This is a genomic window from Amycolatopsis sp. NBC_00348, assembly GCF_036114655.1.
Classification (GTDB): domain Bacteria; phylum Actinomycetota; class Actinomycetes; order Mycobacteriales; family Pseudonocardiaceae; genus Amycolatopsis.
The window spans coordinates 9,569,324-9,593,828 of the sequence record NZ_CP107994.1 but is presented as its reverse complement, the minus strand read 5'-3'; the positions used below and the strand labels follow the sequence as shown (position 1 = coordinate 9,593,828).

General features: G+C 71.3%; 24 protein-coding genes and 1 pseudogene. 11 read left to right on the top strand and 14 right to left on the bottom strand.

Features of this window, described 5'->3' with window-relative positions; translation table 11 throughout:
- Positions 1-5: 5 nt before the first annotated feature.
- The 4 genes from OHS58_RS43340 (at position 6) to OHS58_RS43325 (ending at position 2,849) form a co-directional block, all read left to right on the top strand.
- Complete coding sequence (locus OHS58_RS43340) at positions 6-572, top strand: chorismate mutase (RefSeq protein ID WP_328646137.1); 567 nt, start codon at positions 6-8, stop codon at positions 570-572.
- A gap of 235 nt (positions 573-807) precedes the next feature.
- On the top strand, positions 808-1,269 hold the full coding sequence (locus tag OHS58_RS43335) for a low molecular weight protein-tyrosine-phosphatase (protein WP_328646136.1): 462 nt from the start codon (positions 808-810) through the stop codon (positions 1,267-1,269).
- A 60-nt stretch (positions 1,270-1,329) separates the two neighbouring features.
- Positions 1,330-2,175, top strand: coding sequence for an SURF1 family cytochrome oxidase biogenesis protein (locus OHS58_RS43330; RefSeq protein WP_326955798.1), 846 nt, complete (start codon positions 1,330-1,332; stop codon positions 2,173-2,175).
- Between the two features lie 50 nt (positions 2,176-2,225).
- A complete protein-coding gene (locus OHS58_RS43325) occupies positions 2,226-2,849 on the top strand; it encodes an FMN-binding negative transcriptional regulator (protein WP_326955799.1) in 624 nt (207 codons plus the stop codon).
- A gap of 1 nt (position 2,850) precedes the next feature.
- Here OHS58_RS43325 and OHS58_RS43320 read toward each other — a convergent pair whose 3' ends face one another.
- The 3 genes from OHS58_RS43320 to OHS58_RS43310 form a co-directional block, all read right to left on the bottom strand.
- A complete protein-coding gene (locus OHS58_RS43320; RefSeq protein ID WP_328646135.1) occupies positions 2,851-3,741 on the bottom strand; it encodes a cobalamin biosynthesis protein CobD/CbiB in 891 nt (296 codons plus the stop codon).
- Positions 3,742-3,811: 70 nt separating this feature from the next.
- The gene (locus OHS58_RS43315; RefSeq protein WP_328646134.1) at positions 3,812-3,943 is read right to left on the bottom strand and encodes a hypothetical protein; all 132 of its coding nucleotides are present in this window, start codon (positions 3,941-3,943) and stop codon (positions 3,812-3,814) included.
- 163 nt (positions 3,944-4,106) lie between these two features.
- On the bottom strand, positions 4,107-4,799 hold the full coding sequence (locus OHS58_RS43310; protein WP_328646133.1) for a FadR/GntR family transcriptional regulator: 693 nt from the start codon (positions 4,797-4,799) through the stop codon (positions 4,107-4,109).
- Between the two features lie 104 nt (positions 4,800-4,903).
- Between OHS58_RS43310 and OHS58_RS43305 the strand changes: the two genes are divergently transcribed.
- The 5 genes and pseudogenes from OHS58_RS43305 (at position 4,904) to OHS58_RS43285 (ending at position 8,032) form a co-directional block, all read left to right on the top strand.
- Positions 4,904-5,398: a gluconokinase gene (locus OHS58_RS43305; protein ID WP_328646132.1), complete on the top strand. Its 495-nt coding sequence runs from the start codon at positions 4,904-4,906 to the stop codon at positions 5,396-5,398.
- Complete coding sequence (locus OHS58_RS43300; protein ID WP_328646131.1) at positions 5,395-6,762, top strand: GntT/GntP/DsdX family permease; 1,368 nt, start codon at positions 5,395-5,397, stop codon at positions 6,760-6,762. The genes OHS58_RS43305 and OHS58_RS43300 overlap by 4 nt, the downstream gene beginning before the upstream one ends.
- A gap of 67 nt (positions 6,763-6,829) precedes the next feature.
- Positions 6,830-6,907, top strand: a pseudogene (locus OHS58_RS43295) (DUF2510 domain-containing protein); the annotation flags it as partial.
- A 298-nt stretch (positions 6,908-7,205) separates the two neighbouring features.
- Positions 7,206-7,529, top strand: coding sequence for an ArsR/SmtB family transcription factor (locus tag OHS58_RS43290; protein WP_247061153.1), 324 nt, complete (start codon positions 7,206-7,208; stop codon positions 7,527-7,529).
- Entirely contained in the window at positions 7,526-8,032 is a 507-nt protein-coding gene (locus OHS58_RS43285) for an SRPBCC domain-containing protein (protein ID WP_328646130.1), read from the top strand. The genes OHS58_RS43290 and OHS58_RS43285 overlap by 4 nt, the downstream gene beginning before the upstream one ends.
- Before the next feature lie 51 nt (positions 8,033-8,083).
- On the opposite strand, the gene OHS58_RS43280 is transcribed toward OHS58_RS43285, so the two are convergent.
- Genes OHS58_RS43280 through OHS58_RS43255 form a run of 6 tightly spaced genes read right to left on the bottom strand, consistent with a single transcriptional unit; the run spans position 8,084 to position 14,810 of the window.
- A complete protein-coding gene (locus tag OHS58_RS43280) occupies positions 8,084-9,052 on the bottom strand; it encodes an N-acetylglucosamine kinase (protein ID WP_328646129.1) in 969 nt (322 codons plus the stop codon).
- Positions 9,049-10,314, bottom strand: coding sequence for a 6-phospho-beta-glucosidase (locus tag OHS58_RS43275; protein ID WP_328646128.1), 1,266 nt, complete (start codon positions 10,312-10,314; stop codon positions 9,049-9,051). Before OHS58_RS43275 ends, OHS58_RS43280 begins: the two co-directional genes overlap by 4 nt.
- Positions 10,311-11,201: a carbohydrate ABC transporter permease gene (locus tag OHS58_RS43270; RefSeq protein WP_328646127.1), complete on the bottom strand. Its 891-nt coding sequence runs from the start codon at positions 11,199-11,201 to the stop codon at positions 10,311-10,313. Before OHS58_RS43270 ends, OHS58_RS43275 begins: the two co-directional genes overlap by 4 nt.
- Positions 11,198-12,190, bottom strand: a complete 993-nt coding sequence (locus OHS58_RS43265) for a carbohydrate ABC transporter permease (protein WP_328646126.1) — start codon at positions 12,188-12,190, stop codon at positions 11,198-11,200. The genes OHS58_RS43270 and OHS58_RS43265 overlap by 4 nt, the downstream gene beginning before the upstream one ends.
- Positions 12,187-13,551, bottom strand: coding sequence for an extracellular solute-binding protein (locus tag OHS58_RS43260; protein ID WP_328646125.1), 1,365 nt, complete (start codon positions 13,549-13,551; stop codon positions 12,187-12,189). Before OHS58_RS43260 ends, OHS58_RS43265 begins: the two co-directional genes overlap by 4 nt.
- A gap of 23 nt (positions 13,552-13,574) precedes the next feature.
- Positions 13,575-14,810: an ROK family transcriptional regulator gene (locus tag OHS58_RS43255; protein WP_247063976.1), complete on the bottom strand. Its 1,236-nt coding sequence runs from the start codon at positions 14,808-14,810 to the stop codon at positions 13,575-13,577.
- Between the two features lie 262 nt (positions 14,811-15,072).
- Between OHS58_RS43255 and OHS58_RS43250 the strand changes: the two genes are divergently transcribed.
- A complete protein-coding gene (locus OHS58_RS43250; protein WP_328646124.1) occupies positions 15,073-15,540 on the top strand; it encodes a hypothetical protein in 468 nt (155 codons plus the stop codon).
- A 115-nt stretch (positions 15,541-15,655) separates the two neighbouring features.
- Here OHS58_RS43250 and nudC read toward each other — a convergent pair whose 3' ends face one another.
- Genes nudC through OHS58_RS43225 form a run of 5 tightly spaced genes read right to left on the bottom strand, consistent with a single transcriptional unit; the run spans position 15,656 to position 22,729 of the window.
- Positions 15,656-16,675, bottom strand: a complete 1,020-nt coding sequence (gene nudC, locus OHS58_RS43245; protein WP_326946371.1) for an NAD(+) diphosphatase — start codon at positions 16,673-16,675, stop codon at positions 15,656-15,658.
- Complete coding sequence (locus OHS58_RS43240) at positions 16,675-18,057, bottom strand: M16 family metallopeptidase (RefSeq protein WP_326946370.1); 1,383 nt, start codon at positions 18,055-18,057, stop codon at positions 16,675-16,677. Before OHS58_RS43240 ends, nudC begins: the two co-directional genes overlap by 1 nt.
- On the bottom strand, positions 18,054-19,346 hold the full coding sequence (locus OHS58_RS43235; protein WP_326946369.1) for a M16 family metallopeptidase: 1,293 nt from the start codon (positions 19,344-19,346) through the stop codon (positions 18,054-18,056). The genes OHS58_RS43240 and OHS58_RS43235 overlap by 4 nt, the downstream gene beginning before the upstream one ends.
- A gap of 9 nt (positions 19,347-19,355) precedes the next feature.
- Positions 19,356-20,981, bottom strand: a complete 1,626-nt coding sequence (locus OHS58_RS43230; RefSeq protein WP_328646123.1) for a DUF2207 family protein — start codon at positions 20,979-20,981, stop codon at positions 19,356-19,358.
- Positions 20,982-20,983: 2 nt separating this feature from the next.
- Positions 20,984-22,729 (bottom strand): DUF2207 family protein, encoded by a 1,746-nt coding sequence (locus OHS58_RS43225; RefSeq protein ID WP_328646122.1) that lies wholly within the window; start codon positions 22,727-22,729, stop codon positions 20,984-20,986.
- Between the two features lie 663 nt (positions 22,730-23,392).
- Between OHS58_RS43225 and OHS58_RS43220 the strand changes: the two genes are divergently transcribed.
- Positions 23,393-24,496 (top strand): neutral zinc metallopeptidase, encoded by a 1,104-nt coding sequence (locus OHS58_RS43220; RefSeq protein ID WP_326946366.1) that lies wholly within the window; start codon positions 23,393-23,395, stop codon positions 24,494-24,496.
- Positions 24,497-24,505: the final 9 nt, after the last annotated feature.

Genomic DNA, 24,505 nt, shown 5'->3' with positions numbered 1-24,505 from the left:
GGGCCATGCGGCTTCGGTCCTGGCTCGTCACGGTGATGGTGGCGCTGGCGGCGCTCCTGGCCTGCACGGCCCCCGCTTCGGCGGCGCCTTCCTTGTGGCGCCTCACGGATCTCGCGGCGCAGCGCGTCCGGATCGCCGACCAGGTGGCGGCGGCCAAGTACGGCACGCCGTCCCCGATCGACGACCCGGTGCGCGAGCAGCAGATCTACGACACGGTCGCGGCGCGGGCCCCGCAGCTCGGCCTGGACCCGGCGGACGCGGTGCGGTTCTTCCGCGCCCAGATCGAGGCGAACAAGGTGGTCCAGCGCGGCCTGTACGCCCGCTGGGCCACGCACCCGTCGGAGGTCCCGGCGACCCGCCCCGACCTCGGCGAGATCCGCCCGGTGATCGACCGCCTCAACAACGGCCTGCTGACGGAGCTGGCGGCGACGCTTCCGGCACGAGCGGCCCGTTCGTGCCCGCAGCGACAGCTCCTCGCCGCCGGCGTCGCGGACGTCGTCCACCGCTTCGACGCCCTGCACGCTCGCGCACTGGAAGAAGCGGTCTCGGCGACCTGCCTGCCGCGGCGTTAGGGGGCGCTCCGGCGGCGGGTCACCGCCGCCGCGAGCGCCGTGCGGGGGTCAGTTGCAGTTGCCGCAGCAGCCGCAGCCCTGGCCGGTGCACTTCGAGCAGCACCCGTGCATGATCGCTCTCCTTCCGGTTCGCGTCCTCGCGTGATCGACGCTAGGTGCCCGGTGCGGGCCGGTGGTACCGCCGAGCGGTGAGCTGACCAGGTGAACCCGGCGGGCCGGTGGTTACGCTCGCCGCATGCTTCGGATCGTCGTTGTCTGCTCCGGCAACATCTGCCGCTCTCCCATGGCCGAGCTCGTCCTCCGGAAGGAGCTCGACGACGCCGGCCTCGCCGACGCCGTCCGCGTCACCAGCGCCGGGACCGGCGGCTGGCACGAAGGGGAACCCGCCGACAAGCGGGCCCGGGCGACCCTCGAAGCGCACGGCTACCCCACCCGGCACGTCGCGTCCGAGGTGTCCGACGAGGACCTCGGTGCCGACCTCCTGCTCGCCGCCGACGCAGGGCACGCCGAGTTCCTGCGGACTCGCGTCGACGATCCGGCGAAGGTGCGGCTGCTGCGGTCGTTCGACCCGTCGGCCCCGGACGGCGCCGAGGTGCCGGACCCTTACTACGGCGGTGACGACGGCTTCGAGGACGTCCTCGGCATGGTCGAACGCGCGGTGCCCGGTTTGCTGGATTGGGTGCGTTCGCACCCCTGACACGTCACAGTGACCGAGGTCGGCGGGCGGCCCGGACCGGGCACGGCCTACCGTGGTGGGGTGCGGTTGCGGTTCCTGCTCCGGCCCGGGTGGCTGGCTCTGACGGTGGTGGTGTTCGCCTTCGCCGTCTGTTGCTTCACGCTCTTGTCGCCGTGGCAGTTCGGCCGCAACACCGAGCGCGAGCAGCAGAACTCCTCGCTCGAGACGTCGTTCACGGCCGCGCCGGTGCCGCTCGACCAGCTGCTGGCGCCGGGCGCCGTGCCCGACCAGCACACCGAGTGGCACCTCGTGTCGATCACCGGCCAGTACCTCCCGGACAAGGAGGTCGTCGCGCGGCTGCGGACCGTGCAGGGCGAGGGCGCCTACGAGGTGCTGACGCCGCTGCGGACGACCGACGGCACGGTCGTGCTGATCGACCGCGGGTTCGTCAAGCTCGACAGCAAGTCCGGCGTGCTGCCCTTCGCACCGGCGCCGGGCGGGACCGTGCAGGTCACCGCGCGGGTGCGCAGCGACGAGACCGACCCGAAGAACCGTGACGCCTTCGCCGACGCGTCGACCGACGGACGGCTGCAGAGCTACGTCGTCGACTCGAAGGTCGTCGCGCGGGCGGGCAGGATCGACATCCGGCCCGGGTACTTCCAGCTCGACACCGATCAGCCCGGCGTGCTGGGCGCGCTGCCGCTGCCGCAGACCGACTCGGGGCCGTTCTTCTCCTACGCGCTGCAGTGGATCGCGTTCGGCGCGATGGCGGTGCTGGGCTGGCTGTACTTCACCGTGCGCGAGCTGAAGCCGGGTGGCGCGCTGACCGCGCCGAAGGAGCCGGGCGAGCGGACGCGGCGGAAGTCCGTCTCGGAGATCCTGGCCGAGGACGAGGCCGAGTACGCCGAAAGTGGCCCTTCGAAGTAAGCCGGAAATGGCCCTGGGGCGAGGCCACTTGTGGTCCTCATACTGGGTTCATGCTGATCCACCCCTGGGACGCCGCGAAGGACGACGCCGAGTGGCGGGACTGGCTGGCCGGCCACGACTTCGGCCAGCTGATCGCCGGCGGCACCGGCCGCGACCTGCCGATGGTCACGCCCGCGCACTTCGCCTACGACGGCGACCGCACGATCGTCACGCACCTGGCCCGCCCCAACCCGATCTGGCCGCTGCTGGAGGAGCACCCGCGCGCGCTGCTGACGGTGGTCGACGACTACACGTACATCCGCGCGGACTGGAACACGGCGTCCGGCGCCGACCCGGCACGCGGCGTGCCGACGTCGTACTACGCGACGGTCCAGCTCGAGGGCGACGTCCGGCTGGTCGACGACCCGGCGGCGAAGGCTTCCTTGCTGGACAAGCAGTTGCGCCACTTCGAGACCGACGGAGCGCGAGCCCCGGTGAGCGCGACGGACGCCCCCGACCGGCGGCTGCTGCCCGGGATCCGCGGGATCGAGTTCACGATCACGGGCGTCCGGGCGAAGTTCAAGTTCGGCGGAAACCGGACGGAAGAGGACCGCGAGCGGATCGGCGCCCAACTGGCGGAGCGGGACGGACGGCTGGACGCGGAAGCGTTGACCCAGCTGCGGCGCCGCGGCTGAGTCAGCGGTTGCGGCGCCAGAGGCCCGCGACCACCGCGAGCAGCACCGACGTCACGCCGGCCAGCCAGCCGACTACACGGGACAGTTCCACCGCGCGTGTCACGTGACCGGCGTCCGGGTTGCGGCCGACGCCCAGGACCGGGCGCTCCTCGATGCCGTGCGGGTACACCGTCCGGCCGCCGACGCGGATCTCCAGCGCTCCCGCGAACGCCGCCTCCACGCGGCCCGCGTTGGGGCTGGGGTGCGCGATCGTGTCGCGGCGCCACGCGCGCCACGCGCCGCCCGCCGAGCCGCCGACCACCGGGGCCGCCAGCACCGTCAGGCCCGCCGCGATGCGGGTCGGGACCAGGTGGACGAGCTCGTCGAGACGGTCGAGCGCCCAGTGGCCGGGGCGGCCGCCGCGCGTGCGGCGCAGCAGGCTGACCGCCCGCGCGCCGAGCAGGCCCGGGACACCCGCCACCGCACCCCACACCAGCGGCGCGACGACGGCGTCGGATGTGTTCTCCGCCAACGTTTCCACCGAAGCCCGCGACAGCGCGACCGGGCCCAGCCCGTCGGCGACGCGGGGGTCCAGTTCGGACAGTGTCGAGCGGGCCGGCTCGAACCGGCACTCCTCGAGGTCGCGCGCGAGCTCGGTGCCCTGCAGCGCCAGGCCGGCCGCGCCGAGCACGGCCCAGGTCGTGACGGCGGTCGCCGAGGCCTGCACCAGCGGACGGCCACGCCCGGCGCGTTCGAGCACCAGGCCACCCAACACGGCGGCCACGGCCACCGCGGCACCCGGCGCGGGCCCGAAGCGGCGGAAGGCCGTCACCGGCGGACGCCGGCGCGGGTCGCCGAGGGCACCGTCGGCCGCTACGCCCAACACCAGTCCGATCGCGCGCGCCGCGCTCACCTGTGCCCCCCGGCAGAAAGAAAGTCCAGTTCGAGGAGAGGCTACTCGCCCCACCGGACCACCGAACGGCCTACTCGACGAGCGCCACGATCGCCGCCCGCGCCCGGACCACGATGCCCCGCTCCGGGACCACCGACCGCCTGACCAGTGCCATGATCGCCGAGGGCGCCCGGACCACCCGACCGCCGCCGGGCTGCGTCACCAGCCCCGACAATTCCGCGCCACGCAGCTCGCACCGACCGGCTTGACCGCGACCGCTCCGAGCACTTCGGACACCGACCTCGCCGACGCTCTCGTGCCACGCCCGGACACCACCTGCGCCGACCTACTCGACCGGCGTCGCGACCGCCCTCCTGATGTGCGGGTTACTCCACCAGCGCCGCGATCTCCTCGCGCGCCTGGACCACGATGTCGCGCATTGCGCGTTCGGCCCGGTCCGCGTCGCCCGCCGTGACCGCGGCCGCCACCTCCAGGTGCAGGGCCACCGCCTCGGGTTGGGGCTCCGGGGGCATCAGGCCGTGGCCGGTCCGGCCGGTCAGCACCTCCGCGACCACCTCGGACAGCTGCGCGAACATCGGGTTCCCGGACGCGGTGAGCAGCACGTCGTGGAACGCGATGTCGAACCCGAGGAACGCCGAGAGGTCGCGCGCTCGGGCCGTCCGCGCCAGCCGCTCGCCCAGTGCGCCGAGGCGGCCGCGCTCCTCCGGGGTCGCGCGCAGGGCCGCGTAGCGCGCCGCGCACGGCTCGATCGCCGAACGCAGCTCGTTCAGCGTGGCCAGGGCGGCCGGGCGCGACGGGCCGTCGAGCTGCCAGCGGATCAGCTTCGGGTCGTAGTGGTTCCACTCCCCCGGGTCCCGCACGATCACCCCGACGCGCCGCTTGCTGCTGGTCAGACGCATCGTCTCGAGCACTCGGACCACTTCACGCGCTACCGTCCGCGAAGCACCGAAGCGTTCCTGGAGCTCTTCGGACCGCAGCACCGTCCCCGGCGGCAGCGAACCGTTCGCGATCGCCGCGCCGAGCTCGTCCAGGACCTGGTCGTGCCTGTCGTTCCCCACGACCCCCAACCTAGCGAACTGACTCGATTAAGTAGCACTTAATCTTGAATAAGTAGTACTTTTGAGTTTGACTCACCCGAGCACAACGAAGTGGGAGGTGCGGGATGACCGTCATCGTGGTGATGGGGGTGTCGGGCTCCGGGAAGACGACGGTCGGCACGGCGCTGGCGAACGCGCTGGGCGTCGAGTACGCCGAGGCCGACACGTTCCACCCGCAGGCCAACATCGACAAGATGACCGCCGGGACGCCGCTGACCGACGCGGACCGCGCCCCCTGGCTCGAGGCGATCGCCGGCTGGATCCGCGCGCACCAGGACACCGGCGGCGTCGTGACGTCGTCCGCGCTCAAGCGCCGCTACCGCGACGTCCTGCGCACCGGCGGCGACGTCTGGTTCGCGCACCTGCACGGCGACCGCGAAATCCTCGCCGAGCGCATGCAGACCCGCAAGGGCCACTTCATGCCGGTGTCCCTTTTGGACTCGCAGCTCGCCGACCTCGAGCCCCTCGAGCCGGACGAGCCCGGCGCGATCTTCGACATCCGCGACACCCCCGGTGAGATCACCGAAGCCGCGTTGACCGCCTTCCGGGAGCTCGCATGACGTCCGCCCTCGCCGCCGCCTGGACCGGCCACGACACCCGGCTGATCGGCGCGACCGTCGTCGCCATCGCGGTGATCGTCGTGCTGATCACCAAGGTGAAGCTGCACCCGTTCCTGTCGCTGGTGCTCGGCTCGCTGGTGCTCGGCCTGGCCGCCGGGATGCCGGTCGACAAGCTGATCAAGAGCTTCTCCAACGGCGTCGGCAGCACGGTCGCCTCGGTCGGCATCCTGATCGCGCTCGGCGCGATGCTCGGCAAGCTGCTGGCCGACTCCGGGGGCGCCGACCAGATCGTCGACACCGTGCTAGGCAAGGCCCGCGGCGCCGCGCTGCCGTGGGCGATGGCCCTGGTCGCGGCGCTGATCGGGCTGCCGATGTTCTTCGAGATCGGCCTGGTCATGCTGATCCCGGTCGTGCTGCTGGCGGTCAAGCGCACCGGGAAACCGTTGATGCTGCTGGGGATTCCCGCTCTCGCCGGCCTTTCGGTGCTGCACGGCCTGGTCCCGCCGCACCCCGGCCCGCTCGCCGCGGCCGGCGCGCTGAACGCGAACGTCGGGATCACGCTGGCGTTCGGCCTGCTCGTCGGCATCCCGACGCTGGTCATCGCGGGCCCGCTGTTCGGCAAGCTCGCCGCCCGGATGGTGCCGGACGCCGTGGCACCCGCGCGGCTGGTTCCGGAGCGCGCGGACACGGACAAGCCGCGGCCCAGCTTCGCCGCGACGCTCTCGACGGTCCTGCTCCCGGTCGTGCTCATGCTCGCGAAGGCGTTGTCGGACATCCTGCTGGACAAGGAAAGCCAGGCGCGCAAGATCCTGGACTTCATCGGCGACCCGCTGATCGCACTGCTCGCGGCGGTACTGGTGGGCATGGTCCTGCTCGGCCGCCCGGCCGGCCTGGGCCGCGGCCAGCTGTCCACTGTGGTCGGTGACGCCCTGGGCCCGATCGCCGGGATCCTGCTGATCGTCGGCGCCGGCGGCGGCTTCAAGCAGACCCTGGTCGACGCCGGTGTCGGCGACGTCATCACGGGCCTGGCCAAGGACGCGAACCTCTCGCCGCTGCTGCTGGGCTGGCTGGTGGCGGTGGCGATCCGCCTGGCGACGGGCTCGGCCACGGTCGCAACGGTCTCGGCGGCGGGCATCGTCGCACCGCTGGCGGCCACGATGGACCCGTCGCACAGCGCGCTGCTGGTGCTGGCGATCGGGGCCGGGTCGCTGTTCTTCTCGCACGTGAACGACGCGGGGTTCTGGCTGGTCAAGGAGTACTTCGGGCTGACGGTCGGGCAGACGCTGAAGAGCTGGTCGGTGATGGAGACGCTGATTTCGGTGGTGGCGATCGCGCTGATCCTGCCGCTGTCGCTGGTGGTGTAAGACCCAGCTCGAGCAGCAGAAGCAGGCTCGACACGCGCCGCCGACCGCGCCGCCCCCAGGCTGGTACCCGTCGCCCACGCAGCCAGGGTCGACGCAGTGGTGGGACGGCGCGCAGTGGACGCCGTCGTACGCCCCGGCGCAGTAGCCGAACACCGGCACGCGGCCGCGACTCCACCCAGACCGCCGCACTTACCCGCATGAAGGCCGCTACCGGACGCCCGGTGGCGGCCTTCGTCGTGTCGTCCCTCCAGTCACGCGTGTCGACTCCCGGATCACACGTGTCGACCCCTCCGTCACACGGCGATGTCGAGCTGCCTCGATCCGAGCCGCCCGGCCCGTGATCAGAAGGTCGACACGCGTGACTGGAGGGTCGACACGCGTGACTGAGGAGTCGACACGGCCGCCCGTTGACATGTGACCTTTTGGTCACCTATTCTTTCGGCGTGCCCGACGACGACCTGGTGTTCAAGGCGCTGGCGGATCCGACCCGCCGGTTCCTGCTCGACCTGCTCTTCGAGCGTGACGGGCGCACGCTCACCGAACTCGAAACGCGCGTCGACATGAGCCGCTTCGGGGTTATGAAGCACCTCAAGCTGCTCGAAGAGGCCGGCCTGGTCGTCGCGCGGAAGGAAGGGCGGGAAAAGCTGCACTTCCTGAACCCCGTGCCGATCCGGGAGATCCACGACCGGTGGATCGACAAGTACACCGAGCGCCGGGTGACCGCGCTGCTCGACCTCAAGAACGAACTGGAAGGCGACGAACCATGACGAACACCGTGCAGGTCAACCGCATCTACATCAAGGCCACCCCGCAGCGGATCTGGGAAGCCATCACCAAGCCCGAGTGGACCCAGAGGTACGGCTACACCGGCCTCGTCGACTTCGACCTGAAGGCGGGCGGCAAGCACCGGACCCACCCGACGCAAGCCTTCATCGACGCGGGCTTCACCGGTGACCTGATCGACGGCGAAGTCATCGAGGCCGATCCGCCGCGCAGACTCGTCATCACGTGGAAGCTGCTGATGGACCCGGCGATGGCGGACGAGCCCTACACGACCGTCACCTACGACATCGAGGCCACACAGACCGCCGGCACCAGACTCACCGTGACCCACGACGTCACCGGCGCGCCCGCCACCGGGGCGATGGTCGGCGGGGAGCACGAGGACGTCGACGCCGCGCCCGGCCAAGGTGCGGGCGGGGGCTGGGCCTGGATCCTCTCCGACCTCAAGACCCTGCTGGAGACCGGCGACGTCATCGTGCCGGCCTGACGAGGGCCCGGCAGGCTGGCTCGCGCCGCTTCGAGCCGGCCTGCCGGGGGTCTACGCGCGCTGGGTCGCCGCCTTCAGCGCAGCCTTCGCGGACGTCGGCGCGTCCAGGGTGTCCAGCCCGAACAGGGCCGCCCCCACCACGGGGTTGACGTCCACCACGCGGACCACCGCGCGCGGCGCCACCTTCAGGCACCGCCGCTCGATCTCCGCGATCACCGGGGTGCCGATGCCGGTCAACACTCCGCCGCCGAGGACGATCTCCGGGGCTTCCTCCGTCAGGTCCAGCTTCCGGAGGATCACCGCGGCGAACACGCTGACCTCCTCGACGAACCTCGTCACGATGTCCGCCGCCACCTCGTCGCCCGCCGCGGCCACCTCGAACAACAGCGGGCAGAGCCCGTGGATCGAGGCCGCCGGGATTTCCTCGAAGTGCAGGCCCTGGACGACGTCGAACAGCGTCTCCCGGCCGAAGAAGCCGGCGACGGCCTCGCGAAGCGACGTGCGCGGGCCGCGGCCGTCCTCGGCGCGGACCGCCCACCACAGGGCCTCCTCGCCGAGCCGGTAGCCGCCGCCCCAGTCGCCGGAGATCTTGCCCAGCGCGGGAAAGCGGTGCACGCGCCCGTCCGGGCCGACGCCGGCGCCGTTGATCCCGGCACCGCACACCACGGCCACGCCGATCCCCGCGCTGCCCGCCCGGAGCAGCGCGAGGGTGTCGTTGCCGACGGTCAGCGTGTCGCTCCACCCACGGGCCGCCAGCGCCGCGTGCAGCGCCTCCTCCTCGCGCGGGAAGTCGAGCCCGGCCAGGTACGCCGACGTGTGCACCGCGAACGGCTTCTCCCCGCGATCCGGGAAAGCCTCCAGCACCAGGTCTTCCAGCGCCGCGACGCAGGCCGCGACGCCGACGTTCTGCGGAGAAGCACCGGGACCGCGCGACTTTCCCAGCACGACGCCTTCGCGGGACACCACGAGGACCTCGGTTTTGCTGTTGCCGCCGTCGATCGCGATGACAGCTGGCTTCATCCGCGAGCCCAGGGCAGGTACTCACGGTTGATCTGCACCAGCGAATCGGCGAGCGTGTCGGCCTTCGTGTACTGCCCGACCAGCGGGTGCGCGAGCAGCGCGTCGGCCACGCGGTCGCGGCCGCCCTTGACCGCCGCTTCCAGCGCGAGGAACTCGTACGCCGTCGTCGCCGCGATGAGCCCGGAGAACTGCGGCTCCACCGGAGTCTGCGGGATCGGCGTGGCGCCGGACGAGTCCACAGTGGACCGCACCTCGATGACGGCGTCGTCCGGCAGGAAGCCGAACGTGCCGTCGTTGCGGACGTTCACCACGTGCTCCTCGGCCGGGCCGTCCGCGGTCAGCGCGTGCACCAGCTGCACCGCGGCCTCGGAGTAGTACGCCCCGCCGCGCTTCTCCAGCGACTCCGGCTTCGTGTTCTCCTCCGGGTCGAGGTAGATCTTCAGCAGCTCTTCCTCGACGTCGCTGACGACGTCCGCCCGCGGCCGCTCGGTGCGCTGCTTGGTGACCTGCTCGTCGTGCGCGTAGAAGTACTTCAGGTAGTACGACGGCACGACGTTCATCCGCCGCAGCCACTTCTCCGGCACACTGACCTCATTGGACAGATAGTCCAGGTGCTGGTCCAGCAGTTCGGGCAGCCGGTCGACGCCGTCGACGAGCGCGCCGCGCTCCCAGCTCAGGTGGTTGAGTCCGGTGTGGACGAGCTTGACGTCGTCCGCGCCGACGCCGAGCAGCTTCCCGAACTGCCGCTGCAGGTTGATCGCGACGTTGCACAGCCCGACCGCGCGGTGCCCCTCGTTGAGCAGGGCGCGCGTGACGATGCCGACCGGGTTGGTGAAGTTGACGATCCACGTGTCGTCGCCGGCGATCTTGCGGACGCGCTCGGCGATGTCGAGCACCACCGGCACCGTGCGCAACGCCTTCGCGAGCCCGCCCGCACCGGTCGTCTCCTGGCCGACGCAGCCGCAGGCGTGCGGGAACGTCTCGTCGGAGCGCCGCGCCCGCTGACCGCCGACGCGCAGCTGGATCAGCACGGCCGACGCGCCGTCGACGCCCTCTTCGAGCGACTGCGTCGTCCGGACCTGCGCGGGGTGGCCGGCGTGCGAGAGCAGCCGCTGACTGAACCCGCCGACGGCCTCGACGCGGTAGGCGTCCGGGTCGACCAGCACGATCTCGTCGACGTCCAAAGTGGACCGGCGACCGGCGATCCCGTCGATCAGCTCCGGCGTGTAGGTGGACCCGCCACCGACGACTGCCAGCTTCATCCCTTGACTCCCGTGAATGTGATGCCCTTGACGAACGACTTCTGCGCGAAGATGAACAGGATGATCACCGGCGCCATGATCAGCGCGGTCGCCGCCATCGTCATGTTCCACTCGACGTGGTGCATGCCGCGGAAGGACGCGATCGCCAGCGACAGCGGCCAGTGGTCCTGGTCCTCGCCCGTGTAGAGCAGCGGCCCGAAGTAGTCGTTCCAGGTGAACAGGAAGCAGAACATCGCGGTGGCCGCGATTCCGGGCTTCGCCATCGGGATCAACACCCGGTACATCGCCTGGAACTCGTTGCAGCCGTCGATCTTCGCCGCTTCGAGGTAGTCCTTCGGAATGGTGAGGAAGAACTGCCGGAGCAGGAAGATCGAGAACGCGTCGAAGAAGAAGTACGGCGTGATCAGCGGCACGAGCGTGCCGGTGAGCCCGAGCCGCACCCACAGGTCGTACAGCGGGACGACGGTCACCTGCGGCGGCAGCATCATCGCGGCCACCGTGAGCATGAAGAACAGGTTCTGCCCGCGCCACCGCAGTTTCGCCAGCGCGTACGCCGCCGGGATCGCCGAGAGCAGCGCGCCGATCGTCGCCAGCCCCGAGTACAGCAGGCTGTTGCCGAAGTACTCCAGCAGCGGTGCTTTCTTGAACACCGTCACGAAGTTCTCGAAGTGCCACACGCTCGGCCACAGGCTCGCCGTCATCGCCTGGTCGTCCGCCATCACCGCGGTGAGGAAGACGAACAGCAGCGGCAGCATGAAGATCACGCCGAGCGCGATCCCGGTCGCGTGCAACGCGATCCAGGACAGGCGCTTGTCCCAGCTCCGCTTGAACCGCACCTTCGGGTGCACACCCGCCGGCTTCTGCGGTGCTTCCGCCAACGCGGTCATGTCCCCTCCTCCTGGTGCTGGGACTTACGCAGCTGCCGCACGAGAATCCACGTGAAGCCCGCCGAAACGATGAACAGCAGCACCGCCATCGCCGCCGCGTAACCCATGTTGAAGTAGCGGAAACCCTGGACGTACAGCCAGATCGGGTACGTCAGCGTCGAGTTTTCGGGTGCGCCGATGAGTTTCGAGTTACCGGCGACGTCGGCCGTGCCCGCCGAAGCGGACGCCGCGACGATCGCCTGCGTGAAGAACTGCAGCGCGTAGATGATCGAGTTGACCACGCCGAACAGCAGCACCGGCGAGATCGACGGCAGCGTGACGTGCCAGAACTTGCGGACCGAGCCGGCGCCGTCGAGCTCGGCGGCCTCGTACTGCTCGGTCGGGACGTCGAGCAGCGCGGCCAGGATGATGATCATCAGCTCGCCGGAGCCCCACAGCGCGAGCAGCGTCAGCGCGGGCTTCGACATGGCCGGGCTGTTGAACCACAGTCCGCCGTCGATGCCGATGAGCCGCAGGAACCGGTTCACCGGGCCGAATTCGGGGTTGAACACGAAGACGAACGCGAGCGTCGCCGCCGCGGGCGGGGCCAGCGTCGGCAGGTAGCAGAGCGTCCGCACCAGGCCGACGCCCGACTTCAGCCGGGAGATCACCGACGCGATGCCGAGGGAGAACAGCACCCGGCACGTCGTCAGGATGACCACCAGCCACAGCGTGTTGTACGCCGCGACGCCGACGAGCGGCTCGGTGGTGAACATCCGGACGTAGTTGTCGAACCCGATGAACTGCGGCGGGTTGATCAGGTCGTACTTGGTGAAGGAGTAGTAGACCGTGGCGATCAGCGGGTAGCCGAAGAAGACCAGGAACCCGACGAGCGCCGGGGCCATGAAGAACAACGCGGTCCGGCGGCGCTTGGCCCGGCGGGCCCCCGCCCGCGCCTGGGAAGGCGCGGACGGGGAGCCCGGGGCTTTCTCCGCGAGCGTGGACGTCATCCGCCCGCGCCCTTCTGCTTCAGTTCGTCGTCGATCTGCGCGTCCACCTTCTTCAGGCCTTCGGTCAGATCGGGGATCGAGCCGGCCTGCCACTTCTCGGCGAAGTCGTTGACCGCCTTGAGGTGCGCGTCACCGATCGGGGTGGTCTGGTTCGACACGAGCTTGCCGCTGTCGTACATGTCGAGGAACGTCTTGAACTGCGGCTGCAGGTCGAGGCGCGGCGACGTCAGCGAGGCCTTCGTGCTGGGCACGTTCTTCAGGCCGTTGGCCATGTCCACCAGGGTGTCGGTGTCCAGGGTGGCCTGCTTGATCAGCTCCCACGCGGCACCGGGGTTCTTGGCGCCCTTGGGGATCGCGATGATCGTGCCGGTGGTGAAGGCACTGCCGTACTTGTCGGCCATGCTGGTGAGCACCGGCGCGGGGGCGGTGGCGTAGTTCAGCGTCGGGGCCTGGTCCTTGATGAACGCGGTGCGGAACTCACCGTCGTAGATCATCGCCAGCTTGCCCTTCTGGAAGCCGTTGTCGGCGGAGTACTCGTCACCGAGACCGGCCTTGAACTTCTCGACCTTGTCGTGGCCGCCGAGCGCGTCGATGAGCTTCTGCTGGAACTCGAACATCGCCTTCCAGCCGGGGTTGCTGGCCAGGTCCGACTTGCCGTCCGGGCCGATGAACGGCGCGCCGAAGTTCGGCGCCCAGTACTGGGCCTGGTTGCCGTAGAACGGCATCGACGGCAGGAAGCCGGCGACCTTGATCGAGCCGTCCGCGTTGTACTCGGTCAGCTTCTTGGCGTCTTCGAGCCACTCGTCGGTGGTCTTCGGCGGCGACGTGATGCCCTTCGCCGCGAACAGGTCCTTGTTGTAGTACAGGCCGTAGACGTCGGCGAGCATCGGCATCGCGCAGCGCTTGCCCTGGTACTCGGTGTAGTTGCGGACCGCCTCGGGGATCTGGTTGAGGTCGATCTTGTCGCGGTCGATGTAGGGCTTCAGGTCCTGGAAGCTGCCGTTGGAGCACCAGGCACCGAGGTTGTCGGTGTAGAACGAGATCGCTACATCGGGCGGGTTGCCACCGCGGATCGACTGCGTGAGCTTGTCGTCGTCCTGGTTGCCCTCGTGCTTGATCTCGATGTTCGGGAACTTCGCCTTGAGCTTGTTCAGGCCCGCGGTGACGACGCCGTACTCGCGGTCGGTGAACTTGCTGTAGACGGTGATCGTGAGCTTGTCGTCCTTGCCGGGCGCTGCGGCCGCGTCACCACCGCCGCCACTGGGCGCGGCGGCGCCGGAACAGGCGCTGGTCAGCAGGACGGACGCCGCGGCCACGGCGATTAACGCTGCGCCGCGACGGGTCCGGTTGGTAGGGCGCATGGCCCTCCTCCTCATCGGTTGGGCTACTCGGTTGGGGACGGGGCGGGACGGGTGTTCGGGACCGCCGCTTTACCGGGCGAGGGTCCGACCGCGGGTCGGCGCGACCCGAGGAGCGTGGGGGTGACGACGCCGAAGACGTCCTCACGGGTTTTGGCGAGCGCGGACTGCAGCGCGCCCGCGCGGACGGCGTTGCCCTGCACCGACGCGCAGCCGACCGGCGTGCGCGGCAGGACGAGGTCGTGCAGCCGTTGCTGGACGAGCCCGGCGAAGTTCTCGCCGCCGGCGCGGCTGGTGTCGCCGCAGAGCAGGACGAGCTGCGGGTCGGCGACGGCGACGAGGTTCGCGATGCCGCCGGCGACGCGCCGCGCGAGGTCGTCGAGGAAGGGGTGGGCTTCGCCAGCCTGCTCGACGGCGTCCCAGGCGGTCGCGGCGGTGATGCCGTGCGCGGCGGCCAGCCGGCAGATGGCGGGCGAGTCGACGAGGTTGCCGAACCGGGCGCCGGCCTCGGGCCAGACGTCGCCGGTGTCGACGGTCGCCGGGTCGGGCACACGCATCCAGTCGATCTCGCCGCCGCCGCCGGTGGCGCCGCGCAGCAGCCGCCGGCCGATGACGACCGCGCCGCCGACGCCTTCGGACAGCCACACCATGACGAAGTCGTCGACGTCCTGGGCCTTCCCGGCGCTCATCTCCTCGACGGCGACGAGGTTGACGTCGTTCTCGATCAGGACGTCGACGCCGAGTTCGTCGCTGAGCTTCTGCGGGACGTCGAAGCCGAGCCAGCCGGGGATGTGCGGCGCGGAGGAGAGCAGGCCGGTGCGCGGGTCGAAGGCGCCCTGCGCGCCGATGACGACGTGAGCGAGCTCTTCGCGGGTGATCCCGGCCGCTTCGGCGACGTGGCTGAGGGCCTCGCCGAAGGTCCCGACGACGTCGGCGCCTTCGTGGACGGGCAGCGCGACCTGGTGCTCGGCGAGGATCGTCCCGGCGACGTCGGCGACGACGAAGTCCGCGACGTGCGGGGTGAGATCGACGGCGGCGACACGGGCGAGACCGCCGTTGGCCGACCAGAGCTGGGCCCGCGGCCCGCGGCCGCCACCCCTGACGCCGGCCTTGATGACCAGGTTGTCCTGCTCGAGGCGGGTGAGCAGCTGCGCGGTGGCGGGCTTGGAGAGACCGATGGCCAGCTCGAGCTCGGCGCGCGTCAGCGGGCCCTCCCGCAGGAGGACCTCGATGGCGGCGCGATCGTTGATCTCGCGCAGCATCCGCGGGCTACCGGCTCGCACTGTCGTCGCTCCCGACTTAATTAGGATACTTTACAGACGGTTTCCGGGGACTGTAGTGAGCCGCGGCACAGCCGTCAACGGGCTCGGGAAACGGCCAGGTAACGCTTGAAGTCGCGCGTGTGACACGGCGGATCCCACTAGCCCGGCCGCCGTTTCCGCTGGTGGGAGATTTGCGGCGGGGTGTTTGCGCCGGTCAGCGGGTCACCGGAAAGCGGCTTGCGGGACCGGGGATGCTGGTCGGATGGACGTCGTCGCGCAGCAGGTGCGGACCACTTGGACCACGCGGTCCAGAGGTGGCGCCGCGGCTTCCCGGCGCAACCGGGTGCCGACGGTGTTCCCGCTACCGGACCACGCGTGCGGGCACGTCCACCGGGTGGATGTCGACGAATCGACCGGTTTCGAGCCGCGGTTCGCGGTGCGCCCGATCGACGAGCTGGCCGGCGTCACGCTCCGGGAGCGGGACGGCGTGCTGGAGGTCCAGGTCGCGGCGGCCCCGATGGGCTGGCCACGGCGCGGGTGGCGGCCGATGGTCCGGCTCGAACCGGGCGAGTGGCTGCGCTGGCAGATCAACCACCGCTTCGGCGCGACGTGCATGTGCGGCAGCGAGTGGAGCTACCGGCTGGAGACATTGAGCCTGGCGTACGGCGGAGTTCTCGACTTCACCGGCACGCCGACTCGCACGGTGACAGAACTCGGCGACTTGCGCTGAAGCCCTTCCGAGCGGGGCGCGGCCGACGGGCCAAGGTGGCCTTCGGTGCGTCAGACGCAACCAAGGCGGCCTTCGGTGCGCGGAACGCAACCGAGGCCGCCTTGGGGCGTATGACTTACTCCTCCGCGTCCGCCCAAGCCTTGAGCATTACGCGGGCTATGGACGAGTTGCCCGGCAGGAGGATCTCCGCCGCTCCGTCCGCTATCGGGGTCGGCTTGGCGCCTTCGTTTCGCAGTGAGCTGTTCTCGAACGCCGCGCGGACCTCCGCGCGTGATACCCACAGCGCTTCCTCGATCTCGCCGTCCGCCGGGACCAGTGGCAACGTGCGATCCGCCCGGGCCGTGAAGCCCAGCATGATCGAGCGAGGGAACGGCCACGGCTGGCTGCCCAGGTACCGGACGTCCGAGACCGACGCACCTACCTCTTCGCGGATCTCGCGCAGCACGCACGCCTCCAGCGACTCGCCCGCCTCGACGAAACCGGCCAGCACCGAATAGCGGCCGGCCGGCCAGATCGGCTGGCGGGCCAGCAGGACGTGGGATCCGTTCGTGCCCTCCAGCGAGTGGACCAGGCAGATCACCGCCGGGTCGGTGCGCGGGTACTCCTCGCGGCCGTCGTTCGTGCACTTGCTCGCCCAGCCGAACTGGATCAGCTCCGTGGGATTTCCGCAGCGGGTGCAGAACTTGGCCTGGCGACGCCAGTTGCGCAACGCCTGCGCCGTCGTGAACAAGCCGGCCGACGTGTCGTCCAGCAGGTCGCCGTAGCCACGCAGCTCGACCCAGATCTCGCCGTCGACGCGCGGGACCTCCTCGACGAAGCCCCAGCTCCCGGCCATCTTCACCGTGTCGGCTTCGCCCGTCGGGCCGCCCGGCAGGGACCAGTAGTCGGTGTCCTGCCACTCGCCCAGGAAGACCGCGTCGGCGGGCGGCGAAGAACCGAAGTCGACCGCCTTGCGGAACGCCAGCACCGACGAACCCTCGACGACCGGGGTGCGCCCGGTGTCGTCCAGGAGGACGACCCGGGCGTCGGCCCAGCGCGACACCAATCGCGAAGGGTTGGTGCGCAAGCCTTCCTGACGGTCCACAGTGGACCTCGACAGGGTCGGCAGGGCACCGAGGGAGAACGGGACGGACATCAGGCCGGCTCGCCCACTACGACGTCGCCGAGCGCGAGGAGCTTGCGTTCGAGGACGCCCGCGTCGCCGACGACCACGCCGGTGAACCGCTTGGGGGCGAAGAACTTCAGCGCCGCGTCGGCCACCTCTTCGGCGGTCACGGCGGCGACCCGCGCCGGGTGCTCGTTGAGCCACTCCAGGCCCAGCCCGGTCGAGGCCAGCGCCAGCACCTGGCCGGCCAGGCCGGACTGCGACGACGTCGACGTCAGCAGCGAGCCGATCGCGTACTGCCGCACCGACTCCAGCTCGTCGCCCGCCGGCGGGACCTGGCCGAGGCGGCCCAGCTCGTAGCGGGTCTCCAGCAGCGCCGGCGCGGTCGCGTCGGTCGCGGTGTCCGCGTCGACGTTGACCACCGCGGTGCCGTCGGTGAACTCGAAACCGGAGTGCGCGGAGTAGGTGTACCCCTTGTTCTCACGGATGTTCTCGACCAGCCGCGACGAGAAGTACCCGCCGTAGGCCAGGTTCGCCAGCTGCAGCGCCGCGTACCCCGGGTCCGTGCGCGGCACGGTCTGCGCGGACAGCCGGATCTGCGACTGGACGGCGCCGGCGCGCGGCACCAGCAGCACGCTCGGGCCGGTCAGGTCCGGCAACGCCGGCAGCCGCACGGCCGAGCGGTCCGACGCCCAGGCGCCGAGCACCTTCTCCAGGTCGCCGATCACCGCGGTGGGGTCGATGTCGCCGACCAGCACCAGCACCGAACCGCGCGCCTGCACGGACGCCTGGTGCAGTGCGCGGACCTGCTCGGGCGTCACGACGGCGACGTCCTCGGCCTGGGGCACCTCACGGGTGGCCGGGTGGTCGCCATAGCGGTGCTTCTGCAGCGCTTCGCGGGCGATCGTGCGCGGCTGGGTGCGGGAGACGGCGATCCGCTCGACCAGCCGCTCCTTCTCGCGGGCGATCTCCTCGTCGGCGTAGGTCGCGCCGGTGAGGACGTCGCCGAGCACGTCGAGGAACGTCGGCAGCTTGTCGGCGAGCGCGGAGCCGGTCAGCACCAGGCGTTCCGGGTCGACGCCGCAGCCGATGTCGCCGCCGATCAGCGCCAGCTCGGCGTCGATCTCGATGCGGTTGCGGCGCGCGGTGCCGGTGAGGATGGTCTCGGCGAGCACCTCGGCGATCGCCGGGTGCAGCTTGTCGTCACCCGCGAACGGGATCCACAGCCGGGCCTCGACCATCGGCACGGTCGCCTTGCGCACGGCCACCACGCGCAGGCCGTTGGCCAGCGTGGTGTCCACATGGGACAGGTCGGCGGCGGAACGCTGCTCGCCGAGCGGCGGCAGCGGACGCGGCCCCCGCTCGGTGCGGCCGATCTCCTCGGCGCTGCGGTGCGTTGCAGAAGAAGTCACTGCTCGTTGGTCCCTTCCGAAGCGGGCTTGACCACCAGGACGGCGCGCGCGTCGGGGCGCAGCGCCTTCGCCGCCGCCGAAACGGCTTCCGAGGTGACGGCGGACATCCGGTCCGCGAGCTGGTAGACCAGCGAGGCGTCGCCGTAGAGCAGTTCGAACGAGCCGAGCGCGAGGGTCCGGGACACCAGGCGGTCGTGCTCGGAGTGCAGGCTCGCGGTCCAGCGCGCGGTGACCTTGCGCAGTTCCTGCTCGTCCGGCGGGTTCTCGGCGATCTTCTCGAGCTCGTCGTCCAGCGCCGCGAGCACGCGCTCGCGCGGCACCTCGTGCGGGTGGATCAGGGTGATGGTGAACGTGTCCGGGTCGCGGGCCTCGAACGGGCCGAACAGCCCGGCGCCGGCGCCGATGTCGACGACCAGGGGCTCCTTGTGCACCAGCCGCTGCTGCAGCCGGGAGCCGTCGCCGTCGGTCAGCACGCCGGCGAGCACGAGGTAGGCGAGGTAACCGCCGACGTCGTTGATCGGGTCCGGCATCCGGTAGCCGACGGCGAGCGCGGGCAGCGGGGCGTGCGGGTCGATCGTCTCGCCCAGCAGTTCGCTGGTCGGCAGCGGCTCGGCGAACGACGGGCGCTGCGGCGCCGGCCGGTGCGGGACGTCGCCGAAGTTCTTCTCGATCAGGTCCTTGGCGTCGGCGATCTCGAAGTCGCCCGCCACGGTGAGCACGGCGTTGGCCGGCGAGTAGTAGGTGTCGAAGAACGCGGCGCAGTCTTCGACCGTGGCGCTCTCGAGGTCTTCGAAGCCGCCGTAACCGTTGTGCGCGTTGGGGAACGTCGAGTACAGGACCGGCGGCAGGGTGATCCACGGGAACCCGCCGTACGGCCGGTTCAGCACGTTGAGCCGGATCTCCTCTTTCACGACGTCGATCTGGTTCGCCAGGTTCTCGGCGGTCAGCTTCGGCGCGCGCATCCGGTCGGCTTCGAGGAACAGCGCGCGTTCCAGCGCGGCGCTCGGCAGCACCTCGAAGTAGTCGGTGTAGTCCGGATGGGTGGAACCGTTGAAGGTGCCGCCGCTGGACTGGACGTGCCGGAAGTGGGCGAGTTTCTCCAGGCTCTCGGAGCCCTGGAACATCAGGTGCTCGAAGAGGTGCGCGAAACCGGTGCGCCCCTCCGGTTCGGAGCGGAAACCCACGTCGTAGTGCACGCTGACGCCGACCACCGGCGCGGTCGCGTCGGGTGCGAGGACCACGCGCAAACCGTTGTCTAGGGTGTATCGGACGAGCTCGGGATCGGCCATGGCCCCACCCTACGACGGCTCCCCCACTCTCCGCGTCCCGCCTCGTGAGTGGTAATTCGGGTTCTGACCCGAATTACCACTCACGAGGCCCTGGAGGCGACCACGATGGGCCGCCGCGAGCGCGCCTGCCAGGTTGATCGCGAAGGATCCGGCCTGGTCAGGGGTGATGTCGCCGTCGTGCCAGTAGACCGTCGGCGGGTGCTCGAGGCCGTCGAACGCGGCCACCCACGGCCCTAGTTCGCCCAGAGCGAGCGCGTACGGCAGGCCGCGTGAGAACACCAGTTCCCGTTGGGGCTTGCCGAGGTCCTTCACCTTCACGGAACCCAGTTTCGCGGCGACCCCGCGGAGCCGCCGTGCGACGTCGAGACCGGCTCGCCGGCGCGCGGGCAGCGCCGCCGAGACCACCGCGGCGGCCGCCCCGGCCAGCGCGAGGATGACGCCGAGCTGGGCGTACCCGGCGGTCAACGCCAGCAGGGCGGTCAGGAACACGCCGTAGAAGACGACCCGGCTCCCGGCGCGGCGGAGCCGGCCGGGCCGCGGCGCGAGCCAGCCGCGGCGGACGGCGTCGGCGTACAGCTCCCCCGGTGCGATGTCGACGTGGTCGCGCCGCAGTTCGGCAAGGGTCACCGAGTCCGCCGGCAGGACCGCCTCGAAGACCGCACGTTCGAAGGAGGTCAGGTGCTCGTCGGCCGGGTTGCGGCGGGTCAGCCGGGAGCCGTCGCTCACCCAGAGGTAGTTGCGGACGGCCAGGTCGAGCACGGTCGCGGCCAGGTCAGCCGCGCCGGTGCGGCCGTGCAGCAGCAGGCCGACGTGGCCCGGCAGCACGCCTTCCGGTGACGCGAACTCGCCGTTCGCCGAGACCAGCTCGACCTTCGGCGGCTCCCCCGCGCCGACGTCACGACGGCGCGCGAGCCAGACGAACGCGGCCGCGACCAGCAGCAGCGCGCCGAAGCCCGCCCAGGCCCAGCCGACCGGGGCGGTGAGGACGAACGCGCCCGCGAGCGTCTTGGCCGGAACCAGCTTCGCGTTGGCCGGGACGGTGCCCGCCGGCAGCTCGACGGTGGCCGTCATCCGCTGGCCCGCGAGGAGGTTCTGCTGGCTGAACCGGGTCAGCCCGGCGTGGTCGATCTGCGCGGCGCCGCAGGAGAAGTCCGAATCGGCCGGTCCGGCCAGGCAGTCGACCGCCGTCGGGATCCGGGGCGCCGCGAAGGACGCGCGGAGGAACTTCAGGTCGGTGCTCCAGCCGCCGGCCAGCTCCCAGGTGACGCGGTTCCCGTCGACCGCACCGTCCACTGTGTACCGGACGGTCGAGGTGCCGGCCGTCAGGTGGATCGTGAAGGCGTCCTGGTCCACCGACGCCGTGCCACTGCCTTCGAGGACGACGTCGCGCACACCGTAGACGCGGTCGCGGTGGTGCGGCGCCGCAACCCGCAGCGGGACCCGGCGGTCCATCGTCACGCCGTTGGGGACCGACACCGCTTCGGCGACCGAAAGCGAGCCGTCACGCTCCACCTTGAGCTGGATCTCGGCGCTCTGCGGCAACGCGGGCGGCGGTGGCTGGTCCTGCGCCGTCGCGGGCCCGGCGACGGCCAGGAAGAGCGTCAGCACCGCCGCGGCGACGACCCGGCCGCGCACGGTCAGCGCGGCGACGTCGCGCGGCCGGACTCGGTGAGCAGTCCGTCGAGCGCGGTCAGGAACGACGGGAAGTGCGTGCCGAACCGGCGCAGGTCGCTGTCGGCCTCCATGCCGCCGTACCAGTAGAGCCCGGCCGTGCCGTCCGACGCCGGGTTGAGCGCGGCGAAGGCGCCCAGCCAGCGTTCGGTGTCGCCCAGCACCACCGCGTACGGCAGCGAGCGGGAGAACACCATCTCGCGGTCGCCCGGCGGGATGTCCTCGGCCTTGGCGTGGTGCAGGTAGTGCAGCAGGCCACGGACCTGGCCGACGAGCACCCGGCCCCGCGCGGTGCGCGAGGGCAGCAGCACGGCCGCGGCGGCGACGCCGAGCCCGGCGAGCGCGAGCGCGACACCGAGCAGCGCGTACCCGACGGTGAAGGTGAGGATCGCCGTGACGACCAGGCCGAGCGCGAAGATCCCGGCGCCGAGCCAGGTCAGGCGGCCGCGCGCGGTGTCGGGACGACGGGAGAACCAGCGCTTGGTAACGACGTCGGCGTACATCGCGTCGCTGATCCGGCGCAGGTCGAGGCCGCCGCGGGCGCGCAGCTGCGACACGAGCACGGCGTCGGTGCCCGCCGGCAGGAGCGTTTCGTAGACCGCGCGCTCGAAGTCGTGCAGGTGCTCGTCCGGCGGGTTGCGGCAGGCGAGCTGCCAGTCGGGCCCTGGTACTTCCGCGAGCCACAGGTAGTTGCGGACGGCCAGGTCGACGACGGTGGCGCTGATGTCGACGACGTCGACGGTCTCGTCGATCACCGTGCCGACCTGCCCGGGCAGCACGCCGTCCGGGGAGGCGAAGTAGACGCGGTCGCCGTCGCGCAGCAGCACCTCGACCGGGCCGGTCGCGGCGGTGAGCGCGCCCGCGTCCTGCTTGCGGCGGCGCACCACGAAGACCGCGGCGGCGACGAGCAGCACCAGGAGGACGGCGAAGGCGACGCCGGTCAGCGGCGTCAGGGCGAAGGCGTTGGCGAGCAGGCCGATGCCGGCGAACTTCGCGGTGGCCGGCGCGGTGTTCGCGGGCAGGCCGACCAGCAGGTCGACGCGGTCGCCCGGCTGGACGTCGTTCTGCTCCAGGCGCACGACGCCGGTGTGGTCGAGCTCGCTGAGCGTGCAGCGCCGGCTGGAGCCGATCGGGCCGGCGAAACAGTCCACAGGGGACAGCTCCGGCGACGGCGCGATGAAGGACGCGGTGAGCTTGGCGACCGGGCCGTCGAAGCCGCTCGCGGCCTGCCAGCGCGCCTGCTGCCGGCCACCCTGGTCGGCGACGACGCCGTCGACCAGGTAGGTCACGCTTCCGCTGCCCCCGGCGAAGGTCAGGACGAGCTGGTCGCCGGTGAACTGGCCGGTGGCCGCGCCCTCGGTCTTGACGTCGCGGACGGCGAAGACGCGGTCCTGGTCGTCACCGGCCGAAACCCGCAGCGGGACGCGGGAAACGAGCTGCTGCCCGCCGGGGACGGTGACCTTTTCGGTGACGGAGAGGGAGCCGTCGCGCAGGAGCTTGAGCGCGACGTCGGCGGTGGCGCCGTCCGGGGCCTGGACACCCGGGACGTCACTGCCGAGCAGCTGCGGCTTCTTGACCTGCTCGCTCGGCTGCGCGGGCAGGGGCGGCCCCGCTGTCGGCCCAGTCGGCCCGGTCGGCCCGTCGGCGGCGGCCGCGGGCCCGGCGGCGGCGAGCACGCCCGCCGCGACGACGAGCCCCAGTTTCCTCAACACAGCACCACACCCTAGAGCACTGGATCTATGCTGACGGCCGGAACGGCGAGATCAGCGCAGGTACGCCGGTTCCGACGGGGTGAGTCCACGGGGGGTTCCACACAGATGTCCCAACCGCCGCAGGGTCCGCACGACCCGCGACGTCCGATGCCGCCGCCGGGCCGGCCGCCATTGCCGCCGCCGGGGGCCCGGCCGTTGCCGCCACCGGCGAACCGGCCGTTGCCGCCGGGTCAGCCGGGTCAGCCGGGTCAAGGACCCGCCGGACCGCCACCGCGGGGGCCGAGCGGACCGGCCGGGGCGCCGCAGGGACAGCCCGGGCAGGGGCCGGGTGGACCGCAGGGACCGGCCGGACCGCCGTCGCAGAATCCGCAAGGGCCGGGCGGTTCGCCGCCGCAGAACCCGAACGCGCCGCGGAATCCGCAGTCACCCGGTGGTCCGCCGCCGGGTTCGCGTGGTCCGCAGGGGCCGCCGCAGCAACCCGGCCGTCCGCCGCAGAATCCGCAAGGCCCGGGGCCGCAGAGTCCGCACGGGCCGCAGGGCACCCAGGGGTTCCCGGCGCCGGGAACCCCGTCCGGGGCTTACCCGCGTCCCGGGGGCTTCGGCGGGCCGCCGACCGGGCCGCAGTTCCGTCCGCCGCCCGCCGGGGCTCCGCTGCCGCCGCCCGTGACGGCGCCTGCGCCCGTCTTCACCCCCGGGTACGCCGGGCCGCCGCCCGCGATGGGGTTCGGGCCGCGGTTCGCGCCCGGGTACCGGCCCTACGTCGCGAAGAAGTCGAACACCGGCGTGATCGTGGCCGTGGCGATCATCGGGATCGTGGCCGTCGTCGGCGGGGTGATCGCGGCCGTCGCGCTGACCGGCGGGCACTCGCGGCACGTCGCCGACGCCGGCTACTCCAGCACCTACCCGACCGACACCTACTCCGAGACCACCAGCGACGAAACCACGTCCACGACGTCGTCCACCGACGAGACGACCACGCGCCAGACCCGCACGTCCGGACGCGAAACGCCGACGTCACAGACCCCGGCCGGCCCCCACTCGGTCTCGGCCACCGGCACCAACCCGCTGTTCGGCAGCGCGAACTTCGGGCTGCAGAACGTCCCGTGCACGCTGAGCCGCTGGGCGACCGACCAGAACAGCGTCACGAAGTTCTTCCAGTCCGGCATCGCCTGCCTCGACGCGATGTGGTCGAAGGCCCTCGGCGGCGCGGACCTGCCGTTCGAGACGCCGAACCTGTCCGTGCCGCGGTCGCTCTCGGAGTCCTCGACGCCGTGCGGCAGCGGCGGCACGACCACCGGCGTCACGCCGTTCTACTGCCCGTCGAACAACACGATCTACATGCCGATGGACCGCATCGAGATCGAGACGTGGGGCAACCACCCCGGCCCGTACCTGTCGATCCTCGCCCACGAATACGGCCACCACGTGCAGAACATGGCCGGCATCTCCGACGCCTACGGCGAGCAGCGCTACGACGCGGGCGCGGACTCGGCGGTCGGCCTGGAGCTGTCCCGGCGGATGGAACTCGAGGCGCAGTGCTTCTCGGGGATGTTCCTGGGCTCGGCGTCGGTCTCGGGCGGTTCGGTCGACAAGAACATCTACAACGAGGCCTGGAACGCCCAGGACCGCGGCGACGACTACGCCCGCAACGGCAAACGCGACCACGGCAGCGCCAAGCACAACATCTCCTGGTGGCAGCACGGCGCGACGACCAACCGCAACCAGCAGTGCAACACGTGGACGGCGTCCGGGGGCGACGTCTCGTAGCTCAGCTCG